At 47.0% G+C, this 19,609-nt stretch carries 21 protein-coding genes and 1 tRNA gene; 10 read left to right on the top strand and 12 right to left on the bottom strand.

The window, feature by feature from the left end:
- The 10 genes from J7M13_00280 to J7M13_00235 form a co-directional block, all read left to right on the top strand.
- On the top strand, positions 1-1,258 hold a 1,258-nt coding region (locus J7M13_00280; GenBank protein ID MCD6362432.1), incomplete at its 5' end, for a 4Fe-4S binding protein.
- Positions 1,259-1,357: 99 nt separating this feature from the next.
- The gene (locus J7M13_00275) at positions 1,358-2,233 is read left to right on the top strand and encodes a MoxR family ATPase (GenBank protein MCD6362431.1); all 876 of its coding nucleotides are present in this window, start codon (positions 1,358-1,360) and stop codon (positions 2,231-2,233) included.
- 14 nt (positions 2,234-2,247) lie between these two features.
- The gene (locus tag J7M13_00270; GenBank protein MCD6362430.1) at positions 2,248-2,820 is read left to right on the top strand and encodes a hypothetical protein; all 573 of its coding nucleotides are present in this window, start codon (positions 2,248-2,250) and stop codon (positions 2,818-2,820) included.
- Positions 2,821-2,837: 17 nt separating this feature from the next.
- Complete coding sequence (locus J7M13_00265) at positions 2,838-3,737, top strand: VWA domain-containing protein (GenBank protein ID MCD6362429.1); 900 nt, start codon at positions 2,838-2,840, stop codon at positions 3,735-3,737.
- 16 nt (positions 3,738-3,753) lie between these two features.
- Complete coding sequence (mobB, locus tag J7M13_00260; protein ID MCD6362428.1) at positions 3,754-4,500, top strand: molybdopterin-guanine dinucleotide biosynthesis protein B; 747 nt, start codon at positions 3,754-3,756, stop codon at positions 4,498-4,500.
- Positions 4,501-4,515: 15 nt separating this feature from the next.
- Complete coding sequence (locus J7M13_00255) at positions 4,516-6,228, top strand: cache domain-containing protein (protein ID MCD6362427.1); 1,713 nt, start codon at positions 4,516-4,518, stop codon at positions 6,226-6,228.
- Between the two features lie 20 nt (positions 6,229-6,248).
- On the top strand, positions 6,249-6,464 hold the full coding sequence (locus J7M13_00250) for a hypothetical protein (GenBank protein MCD6362426.1): 216 nt from the start codon (positions 6,249-6,251) through the stop codon (positions 6,462-6,464).
- Between the two features lie 33 nt (positions 6,465-6,497).
- A complete protein-coding gene (locus J7M13_00245; protein MCD6362425.1) occupies positions 6,498-8,501 on the top strand; it encodes a methyl-accepting chemotaxis protein in 2,004 nt (667 codons plus the stop codon).
- Between the two features lie 150 nt (positions 8,502-8,651).
- Positions 8,652-8,969: an NADP-dependent malic enzyme gene (locus tag J7M13_00240; protein ID MCD6362424.1), complete on the top strand. Its 318-nt coding sequence runs from the start codon at positions 8,652-8,654 to the stop codon at positions 8,967-8,969.
- A gap of 153 nt (positions 8,970-9,122) precedes the next feature.
- Positions 9,123-9,284: a hypothetical protein gene (locus J7M13_00235; GenBank protein ID MCD6362423.1), complete on the top strand. Its 162-nt coding sequence runs from the start codon at positions 9,123-9,125 to the stop codon at positions 9,282-9,284.
- Between the two features lie 12 nt (positions 9,285-9,296).
- Here J7M13_00235 and J7M13_00230 read toward each other — a convergent pair.
- The 12 genes from J7M13_00230 to purE all read right to left on the bottom strand — a co-directional run bounded on the left by J7M13_00230 (position 9,297) and on the right by purE (position 19,539).
- A tRNA-Ala gene (locus tag J7M13_00230) sits at positions 9,297-9,371 on the bottom strand.
- A gap of 18 nt (positions 9,372-9,389) precedes the next feature.
- Positions 9,390-10,214, bottom strand: a complete 825-nt coding sequence (gene aroE / locus J7M13_00225; protein ID MCD6362422.1) for a shikimate dehydrogenase — start codon at positions 10,212-10,214, stop codon at positions 9,390-9,392.
- A gap of 17 nt (positions 10,215-10,231) precedes the next feature.
- Positions 10,232-11,683 carry an IMP dehydrogenase gene (gene guaB, locus J7M13_00220; protein ID MCD6362421.1) on the bottom strand — a complete coding sequence of 484 codons (1,452 nt, stop codon included), beginning with the start codon at positions 11,681-11,683 and terminating at the stop codon, positions 10,232-10,234.
- A 7-nt stretch (positions 11,684-11,690) separates the two neighbouring features.
- Positions 11,691-12,623, bottom strand: coding sequence for a phosphoribosylformylglycinamidine cyclo-ligase (locus J7M13_00215; GenBank protein MCD6362420.1), 933 nt, complete (start codon positions 12,621-12,623; stop codon positions 11,691-11,693).
- Entirely contained in the window at positions 12,610-13,833 is a 1,224-nt protein-coding gene (purD, locus tag J7M13_00210) for a phosphoribosylamine--glycine ligase (GenBank protein MCD6362419.1), read from the bottom strand. Before purD ends, J7M13_00215 begins: the two co-directional genes overlap by 14 nt.
- The gene (purN, locus tag J7M13_00205) at positions 13,830-14,408 is read right to left on the bottom strand and encodes a phosphoribosylglycinamide formyltransferase (protein MCD6362418.1); all 579 of its coding nucleotides are present in this window, start codon (positions 14,406-14,408) and stop codon (positions 13,830-13,832) included. The genes purD and purN overlap by 4 nt, the downstream gene beginning before the upstream one ends.
- A complete protein-coding gene (gene purF / locus J7M13_00200) occupies positions 14,347-15,705 on the bottom strand; it encodes an amidophosphoribosyltransferase (GenBank protein MCD6362417.1) in 1,359 nt (452 codons plus the stop codon). The genes purN and purF overlap by 62 nt, the downstream gene beginning before the upstream one ends.
- Positions 15,699-17,519 carry a phosphoribosylformylglycinamidine synthase subunit PurL gene (gene purL, locus J7M13_00195; protein ID MCD6362416.1) on the bottom strand — a complete coding sequence of 607 codons (1,821 nt, stop codon included), beginning with the start codon at positions 17,517-17,519 and terminating at the stop codon, positions 15,699-15,701. Before purL ends, purF begins: the two co-directional genes overlap by 7 nt.
- Before the next feature lie 2 nt (positions 17,520-17,521).
- The gene (gene purQ / locus J7M13_00190; GenBank protein ID MCD6362415.1) at positions 17,522-18,169 is read right to left on the bottom strand and encodes a phosphoribosylformylglycinamidine synthase subunit PurQ; all 648 of its coding nucleotides are present in this window, start codon (positions 18,167-18,169) and stop codon (positions 17,522-17,524) included.
- Positions 18,166-18,414 (bottom strand): phosphoribosylformylglycinamidine synthase subunit PurS, encoded by a 249-nt coding sequence (purS, locus tag J7M13_00185; protein ID MCD6362414.1) that lies wholly within the window; start codon positions 18,412-18,414, stop codon positions 18,166-18,168. Before purS ends, purQ begins: the two co-directional genes overlap by 4 nt.
- The gene (locus tag J7M13_00180; GenBank protein ID MCD6362413.1) at positions 18,390-19,079 is read right to left on the bottom strand and encodes a phosphoribosylaminoimidazolesuccinocarboxamide synthase; all 690 of its coding nucleotides are present in this window, start codon (positions 19,077-19,079) and stop codon (positions 18,390-18,392) included. The genes purS and J7M13_00180 overlap by 25 nt, the downstream gene beginning before the upstream one ends.
- Positions 19,051-19,539: a 5-(carboxyamino)imidazole ribonucleotide mutase gene (purE, locus tag J7M13_00175; protein ID MCD6362412.1), complete on the bottom strand. Its 489-nt coding sequence runs from the start codon at positions 19,537-19,539 to the stop codon at positions 19,051-19,053. Before purE ends, J7M13_00180 begins: the two co-directional genes overlap by 29 nt.
- Positions 19,540-19,609 lie beyond the last annotated feature (70 nt).

Raw genomic sequence — 19,609 nt, 5'->3', positions numbered from 1 at the left:
TAGCAAGCCTATGATGCCCACCAAACTCACAGGAAGTTCCTGTGATTTTGGTGGGCATCATAGGCTTGCTAAGAGAGTTGTTGAGCAGGGCATAGGTTGGTTAGTGGGGAAAACGGTCCATAAGATCGATGGGCCGAATCGCTGGCCCAGGCCTTATTTCTACTCTCTCAGAAGGTTTGGAAACGATCTTAAGGATTCATGGGTTTGTGGCCAGATGTTTCATAATCAGCCCTATGAAGAGTGGCTTGAGAAAGAGCTTCCCGCTATTCTTAAGGTTTGTGAGGAGCACGATTGCCTCTTTATAGGGTCTTGCTCGGGGATAGGTACGGATCCCGATACCTGGATACCTTTCCTGAAGGACATGGAAGCTGCTGGCGTCAAGATGGTAGAGCTGGATACCGGAGGACCGCACGCTACCTTTGGGGCAGAAGCTGCTCAGAAAGAGGTTGGAGCGCCTCTTGCGCTCGACCCTGAGAAGGCGTATGAGCTTACAAAGGCTTGCGTTGAGGCGGTAAATATTCCAATTATATTTAAGATGACTCCTCAGTGTATAAACATGGCTGCTGTTGCACTTGCCGTTGAGAAGGCGGGAGCAGCTGCGATATCTGCCAACAATGCGTTTTACGGATGCTGGATAGATCACGAGACCGGAACCTTCTATGGAGTTCCCGCGTCCATGGGCGCTCTTCCCGGAAGGGCATGGCAGATGATCTCGCTTGCTAAGGTCATGGAGATAACCGCTACTGTGAAAATCCCGGTTATAGGGATAGGTGGTATATTCACCTATGATGATGTCGCGAGATATCTCATGGCTGGCTGCGATATCGCTGGGCTTTGCTCCGCAGTTTACTCCCGTGGAGTTAAGGTTCTTGGCAAGGTTATCTCTGACTTTGAGAAGTGGATGGAAAGAAAGGGATATAAGAGCGTTGATGAGATAAAAGGTAAGGCGGTTAAGGACTTCATGTACCTGAGAGATTGGCCCAGGGAGAACCCAATGGCGGAGAAGACTCCCATACTTCCCAGATTCTCCAAGGATAAGTGCACGAAGTGTGGAATATGCGTAGATCTCTGTCCGTATGGTGCTTTGACTCTTGAAAAGGATAAGATGGATGTTCCCAAGGTTAATGAGGATTACTGTATGGGCTGTGGTTGGTGTCTCGGCCACTGTCCCACGAGAGCCGTTGAGATGATTCATAAGGAGACGGGAGAGATCGTATGGGATGGCTACGGTGTTATAAAGGATTGGGTTAAGGGATAGGGACCAAGGGCTAGCCCGATTCCGGAATCCGGTGCCTGGGGGAGCCGGCCTCCCTCCCCCGGGTGCCGTAAAATTTTTATTCTGTAGGAAGGTGAGAGAATGTTCACTTCACCTGAGGATCTGAGGTTGAGGTTTGCGGAAAACAAATATATAGTTGATGAGGGAGTGGCAACGGTAGTTTATATAGCGATAAAGCTTAAAAAGCCACTCCTCGTTGAGGGTCCTGCGGGCGTAGGTAAGACGGATCTTGCGCGCGTTCTCGCGGACGCAACGGGTTCGGAGCTCATAAGGCTACAGTGCTATGAGGGAATAGATTCAAGCAAGGCTTTATATGACTGGAACTATCAGAAACAGCTTTTGAGGATCTATGCAGACCAGCGGGAGAGGAAAAGCTGGGAGGAGGTAAAGCAGACCATCTATTCGGAAGAGTTTCTGTTACCTCGTCCCCTTCTTAAGGCGATTCTCTCTGAAAGGCAGGCGGTTCTTCTCATAGATGAGATAGATAAGAGCGATGAGGAGTTTGAGGCCTTTCTTCTTGAGTTCCTGTCGGACTATCAGGTTTCAATTCCTGAGTTTGGAACGGTTAAAGCGAAGAGCATTCCCTTCGTTGTGCTGACGAGCAACAATGCGAGGGATTTCGGTGATGCCTTAAAGAGGCGCTGTATACATCTCTATCTCGATTATCCTTCGTTTGAGAGGGAGATGGAGATAATACGCCTGAAGGTACCTGGTATCCGTGAGAAGCTGCTTAAGGAGATAGTATGCTTCATTCAACGCTTGAGGACGCTGGGTTTGAAGAAAGCCCCGAGCATAGCCGAGGCTATCGAATGGGCTCAGGCGCTTCTTGAGCTTAAGGTAGATGAGCTAACCGATGAGGTTGTGAGGTCTACCTCCGGGATTATCCTCAAGTATAAGACCGATATAGAGAGGTTAAACTCCATTGATGTTGATTCCTTCATTTCGTCTGTAGCTTGAGAGGAGAGGAGAATATGGATGAGCTTCTTGTAGAAAAGCTTCTCAGGTTTTCCCGGCTTCTGAGGAAATATGGTATAAATGTGAGCTATTCTGAGATCGTGGATGCCCTTCAGGCGATTTCCGAGGTCGGCTTGGATAAGGAGAGGTTCTATAATGCCTTGGCGTGTACCCTTATAAAGGATCAGAGGAACATGAAGATATTTTTTGCGCTATTTCAATTTTTCTTTAATCCACCTAAGCCATCGGAAAAGGCAGAATCAGACAAGGGGGAGGATCTGGACGCTTTCAGGGCTGAGGAAATTTCCCAGGATGAGACGAAGATGGTAGAAAGTGCACAGGGTGTGGGAGTTTTAATGCGAGAAGAGCTTGGAAGCTGTCTGAAGGGCCCACTTTATCTTCTTCTCGTTAAGGCGGTAAAGGCAGGAGACTACAGACTGCTGCAGTTTCTCGCTCACAGAGCGGTTGAAGGACTCGGGAGCGTAAATCCGCGGAGAGATGACATTAAGGATCTTTTAAGACGAGCGAAGAAAAATATAGGCTGGGATAAGGCTATCACCATTCTCTTCGGTCCTCAGTATACCTTTTGATTGGAGGCGGATCCAGCATGGGAACCCGAGAGAGAAATATGTTCATGAAATTTATGGAATGGAATAAGAGGCTTCAGTATGTGGAGGATATGATTCTAAAGCTTATCGTTGAGCTTATGACGAAAAAGGAAAAAATGAGCATTTCCGAGGATAGAGTCGGATGGATGACGCCGGAAGAGATAGAGTGGTATCACCTTGAAAATATCAAGCTCGATGACTGGGAGATGGAGCAGATGCGCCTGAGAATCTCTGCCCTCGCGAGGAAGCTCGCCACGCGCTATTCTTTAAGGTTTAAAAGAGCGAGGAAAGGTAGTATAGATCTGGGCAGAACGCTAAGGAGTGCGTGTCTTGAGACCTTTGGCGTTCCGCTAAAGCTTAAATATAAGAAGAAGATAGTTTCCAAGCCGGAGCTTGTAGTCCTATGTGATGTATCTCAATCGGTTGAGATATTCAGCCAGTTTCTTTTAGAGCTACTTTGCGTTTTGCAAAGTAGCTTTAGGTCTATGAGATCCTTTCTTTTTATAGACACGGTGGACGAAGTGACCGATTTCTTTAAAAACAGGAGATGCGATGAAGCGGTTAGAGAGGCCCTTGAGAAAGGTAAGTATTCAAACAGGCCGTTTTCCGACTATGGGAGAGTATTTGAGACGTTTGAGAAGGTTTATCTTCCATCCGTCTCAAGGAGAAGTACCCTTATAATACTTGGAGATGCAAGGAATAACTACTACCCCGAGTCCGGTAAATCACTTGAGAGGATCAGTAAGCAAGTTAAGCGGGTTATATGGCTCAATCCTCAGCCGAAGGAAGAATGGGATGAGGGAGACAATATAATGAGCGTTTTCGCGAAGCACTGCTCTGCCGTTTTTGAGTGTCGTAATCTGAAACAGCTGGCTAAGGTTGTTGAGGAACTTATATAAGGAGGAGTGAAAGGAGATGGCTGTAAAAAAGTGCTTTAGCGTGATAGGTTATCATGATTCAGGTAAAACGAGTATGCTAATGAGGATGATACCCTTTTTGAGAGTTAAAAGAGGCTATAGCGTTTCGACTATAAAGCACGCAACCCATCTTGACCTCGATAGGATAGAGTCTCTTAAAGATTCCGAGGCTCTTTTTTCCGCTGGAAGTGAGAAAACGGTGGCTTTGGGTAATGACTTTGCGGTTATCTATTCCCGCTCAGAGAGCCTAAGATCGGTTTTGAGTCAGATAACGAGCGATGTGGTAATCGTTGAGGGTTTCAAGGATAAGCCTTTTCCTAACATACTTAGGGCTAAAGACGCTTTTGATGCGGGAAGGTTGTTGAATGAGCTGACCATAGCTTGTGTCCTTGATGAGCCATCTGAGAGGGAGCTTAATGGCGTTCCGGTCTTTTCGCCTGAGGAGATCGACAAAGTCACGGATCTCGCTCTTGAGAGATCGTTTCCACCGCTTCCGATGTTCGATTGTGGGCATTGCGGAGAGAAAGACTGTCGTAGCATGGCTGTTGCCATACTCGAAGGGAGAAGAAAGTTTGAGGAGTGTGTTGTTCTGCCATCGTATGTTTCACTAAAGGTAAACGGGGTTAAGATCCCCATGAAACCGTTCGTTGAGGATATATTTGCTTCCGTCGTCTGTGCTCTTATAGGAACGCTTAAGGAAAAACCGAAAGATATAAAAAACGTTGAGCTTACTATAAATCTCTAAAGGAGGGTGAAAAGCGTGCTTAATACCATAAGGGGCAAAGTTATAATAACGGCTCTTTTGCTTCTCATTGGTCTGACAGTCGTATATGTGTACGATATGAGCAACGTTTCTGAGGACATGCTTATGAATGCCAAGAGGAGAGAGGCTAAGGAGCTAACCGAGTCTGCATGCTCGGTGATAAAAAAGTTTTATAACCTTTATGAGGCAGGAAAGCTGAGCGAGAGGGAAGCGCAGAGGAAGGCTTTAGAAGTTATAGCCGCTATGAGATATGATAAGGGAGGATATTTTGCCGTAAATGATATGGAGTGCAACATAATCATGCATCCTATAAAGCCTGAGCTGAATGGCAAGAACTTCAGCAATCTCAAGGACGCCAAGGGAAAATACCTTTTCAGAGAGTTTGTCAAGGTTTGCAAGGAGAAGGGAGAGGGCTTCGTAAGCTACTGGTGGCCCAAGCCGGGAACGAAGGAGGCATATCCCAAGCTTACCTATATTAAGCTCTTTAAGCCTTGGGGCTGGATAGTGGGCACGGGCTTTTATGTAGACGATGTTCAGGGTTATCTTTCACATATAAGAAATAGACAGATCCTGGTTGGAGTTATAGCTCTTATAGTTTCCGCTATTGTGCTTTACCTTCTCTTTAATCTCATACTGATCAAGCCTCTTGGTGCCTTTATATCGCAGATAAGGCATTTCGCGGAGACGAAGGATCTGAGACTGGAGGTAAAGACGAGCGGTGATAAGGAGTTTAAGGAGGTTATAGGTGCATTTAAGGGGCTTGTTGAATCATTTGCTAAGGCTATAGGGGTTATAAAGGGCGTTTCGGGTGAGACCCTACGCCATGCCGAATCTCTCGCTTCGGCGGTTCAGGAGGCAAGCTCCTCCTCAAGTGCGATATCGGACACTATAAAGGATCTGGCGGGCGATGCTGAGGGAATAGCCGCTTCCGTTCAGGAGCTAAACGCTGCCATAGAGGAGGTGGCAAGCACTAATCAGACCGTTGCGGATCAGGCTTCAAGCGTGGCTCAAGAGGCTGAGGCGATGAGAAGGGAAGCTGAGGTAGGAAGAAGCGCTATAGAGGATATCATCTCTTCGATAACGAGGGTAGCGGATGTGGCAAAGAGAACTACTGATGTTATGAGGGACCTTGAGAAGGCTTCTGGGGAGATAGGGGAGATAGTTAGTGCGATAACGGGCATAGCTGAGCAGACCAACCTTCTTGCGTTGAACGCAGCGATAGAGGCTGCTCGCGCTGGCGAAGCAGGAAAGGGATTCGCGGTGGTTGCGGATGAAGTTAGAAAGCTGGCTGAGGAAACGAGCCAGGCAGCGAGAAAGATAGGGAATATCGTTGGAAAGATTCAGGAGATGACGAGAATTGCCGCTACCGCGGTGGATGAGGCTCAAAAGTCGGTTGAGGAAAGCGTTCAGGTAGTCGAGTCCACCGGTGGGAGAATGGTCAAGATAGTCGATGCCATCGCACAGGTTAGCCATAGGGTTAAGGGAATTTCATCTGCGGTTGAGAATCAGTCAGCCTCGACTCAGGAGATGGCAGCAGGAGTTGATCAGATTTCGAGGAACGTTATGGCGGTCAGTGAAAAGATAAAGAGCGTTGAGGAGAGTGCGACCCGGCAGACGGGAATACTTGAGAATATTACGAGATCTGCTGAAGAGCTTGCCAATATCGCTTCTAAAATGCGTGACACAGTTAGCGTGTTTAAGGTAGAATAATAGAGGGGGGTGGAGGCTTTATGAGCATAAAGGTGTGGAACTACGTTAAGGGAGGCAAGGTTGTGGAGGTAAAGGCTAATAGGCCGATGAAGGTAATGGATATATTGAAGGTTACCTCCACGCCCGTTGATATGTTTGGTATAGCGATCTCATCGGACGGAAAGCTTCTCACCCTTGATGATGAGGTTCCACCGGGAAGCGAGGTGAAGCTTGTACCTGCGATAATAGGTGGGTAAGAATCAAGCTTCAAAAGAAGGGAGGAGGCTATCTTGAAAAGCTTAAAGTCTAAAATGCTTCTTCTTATCCTTGTTCCCGTCACTGTCATATTGGTAATAGGAGCTTTCGTTATCGAAACCAGCGTGAGGAACGCCGTCGTTTCGATAACGGAGAAGATGGCGATGGAGATCGCTCAAAGCACTGCCGATAGGGTGAGCGAGTGGTTAAACGGCATAGTCAGGGAAATGAAGCTTCTCGCTGAGAGAAACGCGGTTATAGAGGCGCTTAAGACGGGCAAGTGGCAGGACTTGATAAAGAAGCTCAAGAAGGAGATAAAGGCGGCGCCCGATTTAGAGATGTTCTTTATAGCATATCCTGACGGAAAGTCGATTTCAACCGCTGGGGTTAGCGCTGATATTTCCGATAGGCGCTACTTTAAGGAGATAATGAAAGAGGGCAAAGATGTGGTTATAAGCGATGCACTTATATCTAAAGCGTCTGGTAAGCCCATATGCGCTATAGCAGTTCCGGTGAAAGATGAGAGTGGCAAAACGATAGGATTAATCGGGGCGACCATTCTTTTGACGAGGCTTTCTGATGAGATAGCAAGCAAGAAAGCCATAGGTGGCATGGGAGCCATTGGAATCGTTGATTCTACCGGTTTGACGATTGCGTATCCTGATAAGAGGGCTGTAATGAAGATTCGAGTTACGGAAGCGTCTAAAGCTGGATACAAAGGGTTTGACGAGCTTGGTAGGAAGATGATAGCGGGGGAGACCGGATTTGGCAAATATATCCGCCCAGATGGCACGGTTGATTACTTTTTCTACGCACCGGTAAAGGCGGCTAAGGGGTGGTCTCTTGGTGTTGATGTCTTTGAGAATAAGCTTATGGCGCCGGTTAGCCATCTGTTGCATCTTCTTATAACTATATTCGCTGTCATTGTTGGCGTCTCTGCGGTGGTAATTTTCTTCGTTAGCTCGTCTATAGCGAATCCTATAAGAAAGCTTGCCCTGTCAGTGATAGAGTTTGGCAAGGGTGATCTCACCGTTAAGTTCGATGTTAAAGGTAAGGATGAGGTTGCTCAGATGGCAGAGGCTCTGAATCAGGCTACGGCTGCACTGAGGGATTCGATGAAATCTATATCCGAGACATCTCTTAGGCTGTCTTCTTCAGCCCGGACACTTGCCTCGGCTGCGGATGAAGCAAGCTCGATAAGCGATGGTATTTCAACCCGTATGGAGCAGGTAAATAATCTCGTTCAGGATGTCTCTGCCTCGATTGAGGAGGTGAACAGCGGGATAGAGGAGGTTGCAGCGAGCGCCCAAAACGTTGCCAAGTCCGCTCAGGATCTTTCGGATAAATCGGGCGAGGTTATCGATCTCGTTAAGAAGGGAGTTGAAATCACGCGGAGAGCTATGGAGCTCAGCCAGCGCAACTATGAGAGCGTTCAGGGAACCGCTAAGCAGGTGGAAACTCTTGCCGAGCGCACGAGGAGCGTAGGAGAGATAGTTCAAACCATAAGTTCTATAGCTGAGCAGACCAACCTTCTTGCGTTGAATGCAGCGATAGAGGCGGCTCGCGCTGGAGAAGCCGGAAAGGGATTTGCTGTGGTTGCAGATGAGATAAGGAAGCTGGCTGAGGAAAGTAGAAGCGCTACTGAGAGCATAAGCAAGACCCTTGAGGAGATAAAGAGCGATGCTTTCCGCGTGAGAGAGCTAACGGATGAAACTGTTAAGGATATTTCGGTGGTGGCTAAGGGAGCTGAGGAGGTAGTTAATCTCTTTTCGGAGATAAGCGCTGAGATAGAGGGAATGACGAGTCTCATAGAGACGACGGCGGCAGCTGCTCAGGAGCAGAGCGCCTCTTCTCAGGAAATGAGTAGCGCTATGGATATGGCTACCAAGAGCGTTGCCGATGTGGCTCAGCAGATAGAGAGCGTTGTGGAATCTGTGAGAAAGCAGGTGGATGTCAATCATAGTGTGAGCCAAGAAAGCGAGGAGCTGAGCGGAATAGCGGGGAGGTTGGCGCAGCTTGTAAAGAGATTTAAGCTTTAAACGCTCGTGGAAGAAGAGAGGGGACTTGGCTCTTCCCTTATGCGGAGAGCTGAGTCCTAATTTTTTATGCTGTGATAAGGGGGATCTTTGGGTGGGGAAATTGGAAGAGCTTCTTAAAAAGCCGAGGAACCCTCTCGTGAGGCTTTAAGACTGCATCCTGTTTATCAGGGGAAGGTTCAGGTGATTCCTAAGGTTCCAATTCGAAACCTTGAGGACCTCGGCATATGGTATACTCCGGGCGTTGCGGCACCCTGCAGGGAGATAAGTCAAGATAAGGAGAAGGTTTATGACTATACCAATTGGGGTAATACCATAGCTATCATATCGGATGGAACGAGGATTCTGGGGCTTGGGAACATAGGACCCGAGGCTGGTTTGCCGGTTATGGAGGGGAAGGCGCTTCTCTTTAAGTATTTGGGCGGTGTTGACGCTTATCCCATCTGCGAAGGCGCGAGTTTGCTCTTATAACCAATCCTGATGGCAAAAGCGGTGGCATAGAGCAGGCGCTTGAGGGCGCCGATGTCTGCATAGCTTTTTCCAAACCCGGTCCCGGATTTCACTTATAAGAGGGGCTTAAGGGAGGATTACATAGTTCCTACTATGGATGAGGAGGAAATGTATGTGGAGGAAGCATTAGCGGTTGCTAAAAAAGTCATGGAAGAGAGCGTGGCTCAAGTTTACCTCGATGAAGGAGAGCTTAGAAGCAGAATAGAAAGAAAGATAAGAGAGGGAAGGGAAATACTGCGAGTTCTTATGGAATCCGGGGCGATAAAGGAAGCTTGAAATAAAAAAAATTGGTGGAGCTGACGGGAGTCGAACCCGTGACCTCTTCCGTGCGAAGGAAGCGCGCTCCCACTGCGCTACAGCCCCACCAACCGAAGCTTAATTTTAAGCTAATTCTCTCAGTATGTCAACCGCTCTTACTTCATGGGAAAGCTCCTCAAATCCCCAAAGCTGGAGATTTTCAGCTGCCTGATTGAGAAACATTTCTATTCCGCTTATGGTTTTAGCTCCCCTTAAGCGAGCTTCCTTCAGAAACGAGGTCTCTTCTGGGTTATATATAAGATCATAGGCTATTTTTGATGAGGTGAATGCTTTAAAGTCAATGGGAAGGGTTTCCTCAACCTTGGGATACATGCCAACCGGTGTAGCATTCACCACTATATCGGATTCGGATATCGCGACACCACTTTCATCAAGCGCTTTAATCTCTATTTCGGCATCTTTGAATAGATGTGATAGTTTTTCCTTTAACCTTTGGGCTTTTGATATCGTTCTGTTTAAGATAAATAGCCTTTTAATGCCCTTCCTTAAGAGGGCATAGGCTACGGCTTTACCCGCTCCTCCTGCTCCTATCACGGTTGCGCTCTTGATGTCGGGAAAATCCTGCAGACTTTTGTAGAAACCTTTCCAATCGGTATTATCTCCCAGGTGATTTTCTCTCAAAGCTATGTTGATCGCTCCTATTTCCTGCGCTGATTTCGTTAGCGAGGAGAGATATCTCGCCACTTTTTCCTTGTAAGGCTTGGTTATGTTAAAGCCGATCCAGCTCTCGTTGCTGAGTATCGCCTTTATCGTGTTTTCTATCTCGGCTGGTTCGATTTCGAGATTAATATATTCTGCATCTACTCCATGTTTCTTGAATAAAGCGTTGTATAGCTTTGCTGAATAGCTATGCTTAAGAGGATACCCCAGAAGCCCCAGCTTTTTCATCTTTTGATCGTCTCCTTTTAAAGGGAGTTTCCACTCGTCCAGTAGTTTGGGGATTCCTTGGTGATTATTACATCGTGTGGGTGGCTTTCCCTGACGCCGGATGAACTCACCTTTATGAAGAGGGCTTTCTCCCTCAGCTCTTTGAGGTTTTTCGCTCCGATATATCCCATTCCGGATCTTATTCCCCCTACTAACTGGCTCACGACATCTTTCACGCTTCCCTTGTAGGGAACCATCCCCTCAACTCCCTCGGGAACGAGCTTTCCCCTTTCCTGGAAATACCTTTCGGCCCCTCCCTCCTTTAGAGCGCCTAAGCTTCCCATCCCTCTATATGCCTTATATTTTCTACCCTGATAGAGTATCGTTTCTCCGGGCGCTTCTTCGGTACCAGCAAATATGCTTCCTATCATTACGCTTTCTGCTCCCGCTGCCAGAGCTTTTACTATATCTCCGCTGTATCTTATCCCTCCATCTGCTATTATCGGTATGTTCTTCTTTTTTGCTTCGCTCACCGCCTCCATTATTGCGGAAAGCTGTGGTACACCTACTCCAGCTACAACACGCGTTGTGCATATCGATCCCGGTCCCACCCCCACTTTAATTCCATCTGCTCCCGCTTCAACCAGTGCCTTAGCTCCCTCCGAGGTTGCTACATTTCCCGCTATTACTTGAACATCAGGAAAGCAAGATTTTATCTCCCTGAGTTTCTCTATCACCCTTTTCGAGTGCCCATGAGCTGTGTCGATAACTATAACGTCCGCACCTGCTTTAAGTAGAGCTTCCACTCGCTCCATGGTTTCAAGCGAGGTTCCCACAGCTGCGCCAACTCTCAGCCTCCCCTTTTCGTCTCTCGAGGCGTTAGGATGCTCTATGACGCTCATAATATCCTTTATAGTTATTAATCCCACGAGCTTTTCCCCATCCAGTAGGGGAAGCTTCTCTATCTTATGCCTATGTAGAATTTCCTTTGCTTCTTCAAGAGATATGTCTGGATGGGCGGTTATGAGCTTCTCCCTTGGAGTCATAAGTTCCCTTACGGGCTTTTTAAGATCCTTCTCAAATCTTACATCTCTGTTGGTCAACAGGCCCAGAAGTCTGCCTTTTTCATCTACGACCGCCAGCCCTCCTATCTTATACTCCGCCATTATTGCTAAAGCTTCTTTAACGGTAGCATCTGGCAGAATCGTTAGGGGATCGTAGATCACCCCGTTTTCGGTTTTCTTGACGAGCTCTACCTCGTGAGCCTGCTTCTTTATAGACATATTCTTGTGGATTATTCCTATACCGCCCTCTCGCGCTAAGGCTTTGGCAAGAGCATGTTCCGTTACCGTGTCCATGGCTGCGCTGACGAGCGGTATGCTTATCTCCACACCGGTCGTTAATCGCGTTTTTACATCCGTTTCTGTGGGAACTACCTCGCTGTATCGCGGGAGAAGCAGGACATCATCGAAGGTTAAAAACTCCCTCATATCCAGATTAGTCTCCATAGGTTATTTCCCCCTCCTCCTTGTCTCCTAAAACCTCTCCGATTATTTCTCCCTTTAGCTTTCGGCAAATCGAATCTGCCTTGTCCTTGTCTGTGAAAAGGAGCATTCCATAGCCCATGTTGAAGGTAGAAAGGGCTTCCTCAAGGCTAACATAGTTTAGAATCCAGTCATAGTGTGGGCTCCTTTTGATTCTTAAACGGTAACCCTTTTCCCAAAGAACTCTCTTTAAGGCTCTTTTTATTCCCCCGCCCGTTATATGCGCTATTCCCTTCAGCTCCTTAAAGACCATGGGGACATCGCTATAGATGATTGTCCCGGCGAGGATATCGAAGGGAAGCGATAGAGGATCTATTTTTTCCTCCGAGAGGATCTTTCTTATAAGGCTCCATCCGTTGGAGTGAAACCCAGACGATCTTAAGCCTATTATCGGATCTCCTCCTTTGATGCTTTCAATTGGAAGGCGCTTTTTGAGTATTCCGATTGCGAATCCCACTGCATCCCAGTGTTCTAAATATATTCCAGGCATCTCTGCGGTTTCTCCTGCAACTAAGTGGATGCCAAGCTCGCTTAGCTTTTTCCTTAAGGTCCTGGCAAACTCATAAAGCTCATCGTTTATCTTCAGGGTTCCTATGTAATCCAGGAAAGCTATAGGTTCTCCTCCAACCGCGACTATGTCGTTATAGTTCATGGCTATGAGGTCCGATACAGCGTCTTCCCATCTTTTATATCGCTGATGAAGAATTAGCTTTGTTCCTATACCATCCGTGGTGACCACTATGGGAGGATCGGTGAAGCCCAAGATAGATGCATATCCCGTCGGCTCCTGAATTAACCACTCGGGCATTTCCTCTCTTTGCGATATAAATTGTGAGAATTTCTCTCCGCGCTCTATATCAACGCCCGCGTCCTTATATCTGTACATCGGCGATATCCTTTCTGTAGAAGGCACCCTCGAACCTGACCTTTGAAGCTCTTTCATATGCTTTGTTTCTTGCCTCTCTTAGAGTTTTTCCGATGCCCACGGCATGTATGACCCTTCCTCCTGAAACTATAAGCTCACCATTTTCTTCAGAAACGCCGGCAAAGAAGTAGAGCTCATCGTCGGGCATATCTATCTTCATTCCCTTTCGTGGATTCATTGGGTACCCTTCTGAAGCCACAACTACGTCTACCGCGAAGAGCTCTTCTTTCATACTGGCTGTTGGGGCTCCCTCGTAAAACGCGCTCAGGACCATCTCGACAAAGCTTTCAGGGTCTAAGGGGATGATAGCTTCGGCTTCAGGATCACCGAGCCTGACATTATACTCAAGAACATATGGATCCCCCTCAAATATCATCAAGCCGAGATATAGAAAGCCCTTGTAGCTTAGGTTTTCCTTCTTAAGACCGCTTAGGGTTCTATCCAGTATCTCTTCTATTTTTCCTCTTAACTCATAGCTTATCTTGACCGGAGAATAGCACCCCATCCCACCCGTGTTGGGTCCCTGATCGCCGTCAAAGGCTCTCTTATAATCTCGCGCGAGGGGAAGCAGCTTGAACCCCCTTTCTCCGACCACGGCGATGGCGCTTAGTTCTTCTCCCGGAAGAAATTCCTCAATCACGAGTCCGCCGGAAACGTTCTTAAGCAGTTTTCCCTTCATCAGAGCTTTCCCTTTATCAATAGCCTCAGCCCTATTCTTAATTATCAGAACCCCTTTTCCTCCAGCCAACGGATCTGCCTTAAGAACGTAGGGAGGAGAAAACTCCTCGAGCGCTTCTTCAAGCTCAGTCTCGCTCATCGCCGTTTTAAAGCGAGCGGTTCTTATGCCATACTTTTTCATGAACTTCTTTGCGAATATTTTGGATGCTTCAAGTAGTGCCGGAGCTTTCATCGGGGAAAAAGTTTTCTCGCTTAAAGCATCAGCTACTCCGGCGGCTATATAATTCTCTGAACCGGGTATGAGAATATCTATATCCGCTTTCCTTTCCCTGATGAGTTTCTTTACTTCCTCAACGCTCTTGCAAGGGATATTTTTACCCGTTTTCTTCGTACCGCCGTTTCCCGGTACGAAGAAAACATCATGCCCACACCTTTTAAACGCCCAGCCTATAGCGTGTTCTCTTCCTCCCGAACCAAGAATCCAAACCCTCATTTGAATATCACCTTTCCTTCCCTGATTTCCCAGCTTTCATAAAGGAGCTTTTTTATAACCCGCGGGTACCAGATGTGCTCCACTCTATGGATAATGGATTCGAGTTTTCTTAAGTCCCAATTATCTTTTATATATATCGCTCTTTGAAGAACTATGGGTCCATCGTCAACCCTTTCGTTGACTATGTGGATGGTAATACCGGTTACCTTAACACCTTTCTTGAAGGCTCTTTCTATGGCGTTTAAGCCCGGAAAGGCGGGCAAAAGCGAGGGATGAATGTTCACTATTCTTGGATAAAACTCGTTGACTATATCCTCAGGGAGAATTCGCATGAAGCCAGCCAGTACTATGAGGTCGTATTCTTCCTCTCTTAAGCTTCTTTTCAGCGATTCCCTCCACGGTTTTTCGAGCCTTGTAAACGAAATTCCCAATCTTTCGGCTCTTGAAATCGCTTCGCAATCTCGATCCACTATGAGCCTTTTCGTTTCTTTATATAGCTTTCTCGATATGGCTTCAAAGTTCGTTCCTCTGCCTGATGCTAATACCACTATCCTTTTCATGAGGATACCTCCCATCGAAGCAGGCAAAACATGCGTTTCTACCTTCCAGAGCTTCTTTCAATCCCTCTATGGATAGATAAACGAGCTCATCCGCTCCCACGCGTCTTTTTAAATCATCCACGGATACGGAGCTTGCTGCGAGTTCTCCCCTTCTTGCGGTATCTATACCGTAATAACATGAGAATCTGACCGGTGGGGAGTGTATTGCCACATATACCTCTTTTGCTCCGCTTTCCTTCAGCATGCTTACTATTATGCTCATGGTTGTTCCTCTTACTATTGAGTCATCTATGACTATTACTCTTTTCCCAGATATGACCTCGGGAATTGGTAGTAGCTTTCTCCTTACCGTTTCTCCTCTCTTTGCCGGCATTATGAAGCTTCTCCCGAGATATCTGTTTCTCATTAACCCCAGATCTATCGGTATCCCTGAAGCTGATGAAAAACCAAGAGCACCGGATATACCTGAGTCGAGCACCGGAATTACTATATCCCCAGAGAGCTTTGTTTCCTCAAAGAGCTTTTTGCCCATATTGAATCTGGCTTTATGGATGTTCAATCCATCAAAGGTGGAATCGGGTCGCGCGAAATAAATATACTCGAAGGAGCAGGGTTTCTTGGGAAGGGAAGAGAAACTCACGGAGTAGGGAGCCTTTCCATTCTCGAAGAAGATAACCGTGCCTGGGGGAACTTCCTTAATGTTTTTCGCTCCAATAACTTTAAGAGGAGCGTCTTCGGAAGCCATTACGTATCCATCTTCGTATTTTCCCCAGAAAAGAGGCCTTAAGCCAAAACCGTCTCTCGCTATGGCGATAAACTCCTCGTGATAGAAGATCAGAGAATATGCGCACTTTATCTCCCTTAAAGCCCACACCACGGAGTCCTGTGCCTTTTCGAAGGGTGAGGATGATATGAGATGGAGAAAGAGCTCGGAGTCGGTTTCGGTAAGGAAGATGCTTCCTCTTCCCATAAGCCAGTTTTTCCAGTAATCGGCATCCGGAATAGTTCCATTGTGAGCCACTCCCATGAGTCCTCTCCTCGTTTGGGCTATAATCGGCTGAATGTTTCTCGGGGCGCTTTTCCCAACGGTGGAGTAGCGAACATGTCCTATTCCCCTGTTTCCAGGGATAAACTTTTCCGGCTTTATGACTTCTTCTACCATTCCCATGCCTTTAATTGCTTCAAACTCTCCTACGACTATTCCAACGCTCTCCTGCCCTCTGTGCTGGAGTCCCAGCAGTATGTCATGTAGAATATTGTAAGCTTCTTTCACATTCCATACCCCAGCTATTCCGCAGGCTTCCCTTAGCAAATCTTTCCCACCTCCACCACCGGTGGGGCTATGGTTTCGAGAGGCTCATCTGCGAACACGAGTACCATCTGGTGGGCTTTACTTAGCTTGGGGTGCGTCCATATTTCCATAGATAATCCTGCTCTTGAAATCGTATTTTTAATGGTTTTCGTTAAGAGAGAGGAGGAGCTGTAGACCTTGAAGCCCCGTTGAGCACAATATTTTATTGCTCTATGAAGCAGCTTTTCCCTCTGAGGGTCAAAGCTCTCCCAGCCCATAGCGTATATTCTCGATGGTTTGAACCCCTTAGGTGCTTTTTCGACGTCTTCGACCTTGCCTAACATGCCGATGATGAGCGTGGGGGGTATTCCCTTTCCCTTAAAGGTGTTGTAAAGCGAGGCATTTCCCGAAACCACCGGAATTTTAAGCTCCTCTGCGCCTCTTTTTAGTCCCATCATCGTTCCCGCAAGTCCCAGCGGATCTATGTCTGGATCTCCATAGTTTACGCCGTTTGTTATTCCAAGGGGTTCTCCTCCAAGAGAGTAGATCTTTCTCGCTGCCTCCATAACCGCTATATACGCTCCCCAATATGGATCTATATAGGCGAGGTCTGCTCGCGAGGTTATAGCTACTATATATCCTATCTTCGATCCCTTTATTCTCATTAGAGCGGGTCCGCTTCCCGGAGGTATAACCGTATCCGTTCCTACCATGTAGTCGTACTGCTCGAAAACCTCGTGGGCATCAACTTCCCTGAACGAGATTTTCGTCTCATCAAAGTTAGGAATCGGTGAGGGTTCGTATTCCACTGCCGGCTCGAAAGGAGCTTCCGTTAGAAGCTTAACCGGGACCTCGAGGATTGTTTCCCCCTTAAATATGGCTCTATATATGCCGGTCTCGTTAAGCTCTGCAATGACGCTTCCATAGAGGGAAAAATCTCTCGCTATCTCGAGTATCCTTTTCACATTTTCGCGCTTTGCCACGACTGCCATCCTTTCTTGACTTTCGCTGATCAATATTTCCCAGCCGTCCATATCGGGTTCTCTTAGGGGAACTCTATCTAAGTATACGTTTCCACCGAGATTCCCCTTGCTCATGAGCTCGCTCGTTGCGGAAAGAACGCCTCCCGCTCCGAGATCCTGAGCGCCGCTTAGTAGTCCCTCTTCGTTCATCTTGAGAAAAGCCTCAATAAGGAGCTTTTCCATAAAGGGATCTCCAACCTGTATATGTATCTTCTCTTCCTCCTCCTGAAGTTCTCTCGAGGCGAAGGAGGCTCCTCCTATGCCGTCTCTTCCCGTTGGGGCGCCAAATATCACTATTACCTCCTCGGGAGATGTTGCTCTGGATGGTAGGAGATGCTCTTCCTTTCCCACGCCTACTGCCATTACATTAACCAATGGATTGTGCTTATATTCATCGCATATCCTTAGCTCTCCTCCAACCGTTGGAACCCCTATGGAGTTTCCATAGTCAGAGATGCCGCTTATTATCCCTTGATTTATCTCGCTCATGTGAAGTGAGTCTAAAATCGCCGTGGGTCTCACTCCCATGGCTAATATATCCCTTATTATTCCTCCCACTCCCGTGGCAGCCCCATTATATGGTTCAACCGCGCTTGGATGATTGTGGCTTTCTACCTTGAAGGCTGCTACATATCCTCCTCCCAATCTCACGATTCCCGCGTTTAGCTCTCTGCTTACGCCTGGGAGTCTCTTTATATATTCCTTAGTGTGGCAGTATCCGCAATGTTCGCTCCATGTGATTCCGAATGCTTGAAGCTCAACGAATGTTGGTTCTCTTCCAAGAGCTTTTCTTAGCTTTTCTAAATACCTCATTTTTACCCTCTCCCTTTCTCTAAAAACAGCTTAAGCGACTTAAAAAAACGCAAGCCGTCTTCTCCACCGAGAAGGGGTTCATAGGCTCTTTCTGGGTGAGGCATAAGTCCCAAAATGTTTCCCTCATCGTTTGATATTCCGGCGATCATATCATCGGAACCGTTTATATCCTCCGTGTATCTGAAGATTACTCGCGGTTCACTGCCAGCTTTGACATATCTTCCGAAGCCGTTTGCTATGGGTAGCTTTATGCTCTTTCCTCTCTCAAAGAGAAGCGTGAAAGGGGTTTCGTTATCCTCTACCTTTAGTTCTATCCACTTGCAGATAAACTTCCCTGAAGGGTTTTGAAGGAGCGCTCCCGGCAGAAGCCCCATCTCGACGAGTATCTGAAAACCGTTGCACACTCCGAATATGAGCTTTCCCCTTTCTGCTTCTCTTTTAATCTCCTCTGATATTTTTTCCCTCGCTGCAACCGCCCCAGGTCTTAAATAATCCCCATAAGAGAACCCTCCAGGTATGGCTATGGCATCGAATTCGGACAGCTTCCTCTCGCCGTAAATATACTCTGCCTCAAATCCTGCATATCTCAGCGCGTGATACATATCTCTATCGCAGTTTGATCCCGGAAATACGATTACCGCCACCTTCATAGCTTTCGCACCTCATATTCTTCAACTACCGGATTAACGAGGAGTTTCTCACAGGCGAGCTTTACTATTCTTAAGGCTTCTTCCTCGCCATTGGCTTCGACCTCGAGATGAATCGACTTACCCACCCTTAGACTCTTAACCGGTAGATTTTCCTTTTCGCTTAAGACCCTTCTTATGGTTTCGCCCCTCGGATCTCTGATGTGGCTCTTATACTGTATGTCTACTGCGAAACGATAGCTTTGCATATCTCGAGAACCTCCTTATATGCTTTAATGGGATCTCCCAGATCCCTTCTGTATATATCCTTGTCATATATGCCAGCTTTTTTACGAAGCCTTAGCGTATCCGGTGATATCTCGTCCCCCATATATATCTTTCCGTCGCTTCCCTTTCCATATTCAAATTTCATATCCCATAATTCAAGCTCTCCCTTCAGAAAGAAATCTCGTAGGAGGTAGGCTGCCTTGAGCGCCGAGCGCTCCATTTTCCTTATATCTTCCTCGCTTGCTATTCCCATTATTATCATATGCTTATGGCAGACCATGGGATCATGTCTTTCATCGTCCTTGATGAAAAACTCCACCAAGGGTTCGGGTAGCTCTTCCCCTTCCCTTCCGCTATATCGTCTTATAAAAGAACCGGCTTTCTTAAATCTTACCACAACTTCAAGTGGGAACATTTTAAGCTTTTTCGCTATTATTTTATTTGGGGGTTCATAATCTATAAAGTGAGTTAAAATGCCTTTCTCATTAAGATATCCCATCAGTATCGCGGTCATCTCGGCGCATATCCTGCCTTTTCCTTTCATAACATCGTGTTTAGCTCCATCTCCTGCGGTTATATCGTCCTTAAAGTGAAGTATAACCTTTTCCTCCCTCTCTTCAACCCTCTTCGTTTTTCCCTCGTACAAGCTCTTTCACCTCCATATTTGCGGATATAACCTTCTCTCTTATCTTCTTTCTCCTTTCAGAAATTGCCTTTCTTATATCATCGTTTTCTATAGAAAGGACCTGTGCAGCTAAGAGAGCGGCGTTTTCCGACCTATTTATCCCAACCACTGCTACCGGTACGCCGGAGGGCATCTGAACCATTGAGAGGAGAGAATCAAGCCCACCGAGGTCGGGGCTTTTCACGGGAAGACCTATGACGGGTAAGGTTGTGTGGGAGGCGATCACCCCGGGGAGATGGGCGGCTCCCCCTGCAGCAGCTATGAATACCTTAACCCCTTTTCTCTCAGCTTCCTTGATATAGCTTAGTAGCTCTTCTGGAGTACGATGTGCGGACAGTATCCTTATCTCGTAAGGGATCTCGAGCTCTTTTAATACCTTGAATGCTTTGGATACGGTTTCTAAGTCGGATTTGCTTCCCATTACTATCGAGACGAGCGCCAAATTTATCACCCCCTTGCAAATTTGAATTTTATCATAAACGAATGGGGTT

The sequence above is a fragment of the Synergistota bacterium genome, assembly GCA_021159885.1.
GTDB lineage: Bacteria > Synergistota > GBS-1 > GBS-1 > GBS-1 > AUK310.
This window is presented reverse-complemented; position numbering and strand designations above follow the sequence as displayed.

What these genes read in the sequence shown, in the direction of transcription:
- J7M13_00275 (MCD6362431.1), top strand. Translation starts at nt 1,358, where the DNA reads ATGTTCACTTCACCTGAGGATCTGAGGTTGAGGTTTGCGGAAAACAAA.
- J7M13_00270 (MCD6362430.1), top strand. Translation starts at nt 2,248, where the DNA reads ATGGATGAGCTTCTTGTAGAAAAGCTTCTCAGGTTTTCCCGGCTTCTG.
- J7M13_00265 (MCD6362429.1), top strand. Translation starts at nt 2,838, where the DNA reads ATGGGAACCCGAGAGAGAAATATGTTCATGAAATTTATGGAATGGAAT.
- mobB (MCD6362428.1), top strand. Translation starts at nt 3,754, where the DNA reads ATGGCTGTAAAAAAGTGCTTTAGCGTGATAGGTTATCATGATTCAGGT.
- J7M13_00250 (MCD6362426.1), top strand. Translation starts at nt 6,249, where the DNA reads ATGAGCATAAAGGTGTGGAACTACGTTAAGGGAGGCAAGGTTGTGGAG.
- aroE (MCD6362422.1), bottom strand. Translation starts at nt 10,214, where the DNA reads ATGAAAAAGCTGGGGCTTCTGGGGTATCCTCTTAAGCATAGCTATTCA.
- guaB (MCD6362421.1), bottom strand. Translation starts at nt 11,683, where the DNA reads ATGAGGGAGTTTTTAACCTTCGATGATGTCCTGCTTCTCCCGCGATAC.
- J7M13_00215 (MCD6362420.1), bottom strand. Translation starts at nt 12,623, where the DNA reads ATGTACAGATATAAGGACGCGGGCGTTGATATAGAGCGCGGAGAGAAA.
- purD (MCD6362419.1), bottom strand. Translation starts at nt 13,833, where the DNA reads ATGAGGGTTTGGATTCTTGGTTCGGGAGGAAGAGAACACGCTATAGGC.
- purN (MCD6362418.1), bottom strand. Translation starts at nt 14,408, where the DNA reads ATGGGAGGTATCCTCATGAAAAGGATAGTGGTATTAGCATCAGGCAGA.
- purL (MCD6362416.1), bottom strand. Translation starts at nt 17,519, where the DNA reads ATGAGGTATTTAGAAAAGCTAAGAAAAGCTCTTGGAAGAGAACCAACA.
- purQ (MCD6362415.1), bottom strand. Translation starts at nt 18,169, where the DNA reads ATGAAGGTGGCGGTAATCGTATTTCCGGGATCAAACTGCGATAGAGAT.
- purS (MCD6362414.1), bottom strand. Translation starts at nt 18,414, where the DNA reads ATGCAAAGCTATCGTTTCGCAGTAGACATACAGTATAAGAGCCACATC.
- purE (MCD6362412.1), bottom strand. Translation starts at nt 19,539, where the DNA reads ATGGGAAGCAAATCCGACTTAGAAACCGTATCCAAAGCATTCAAGGTA.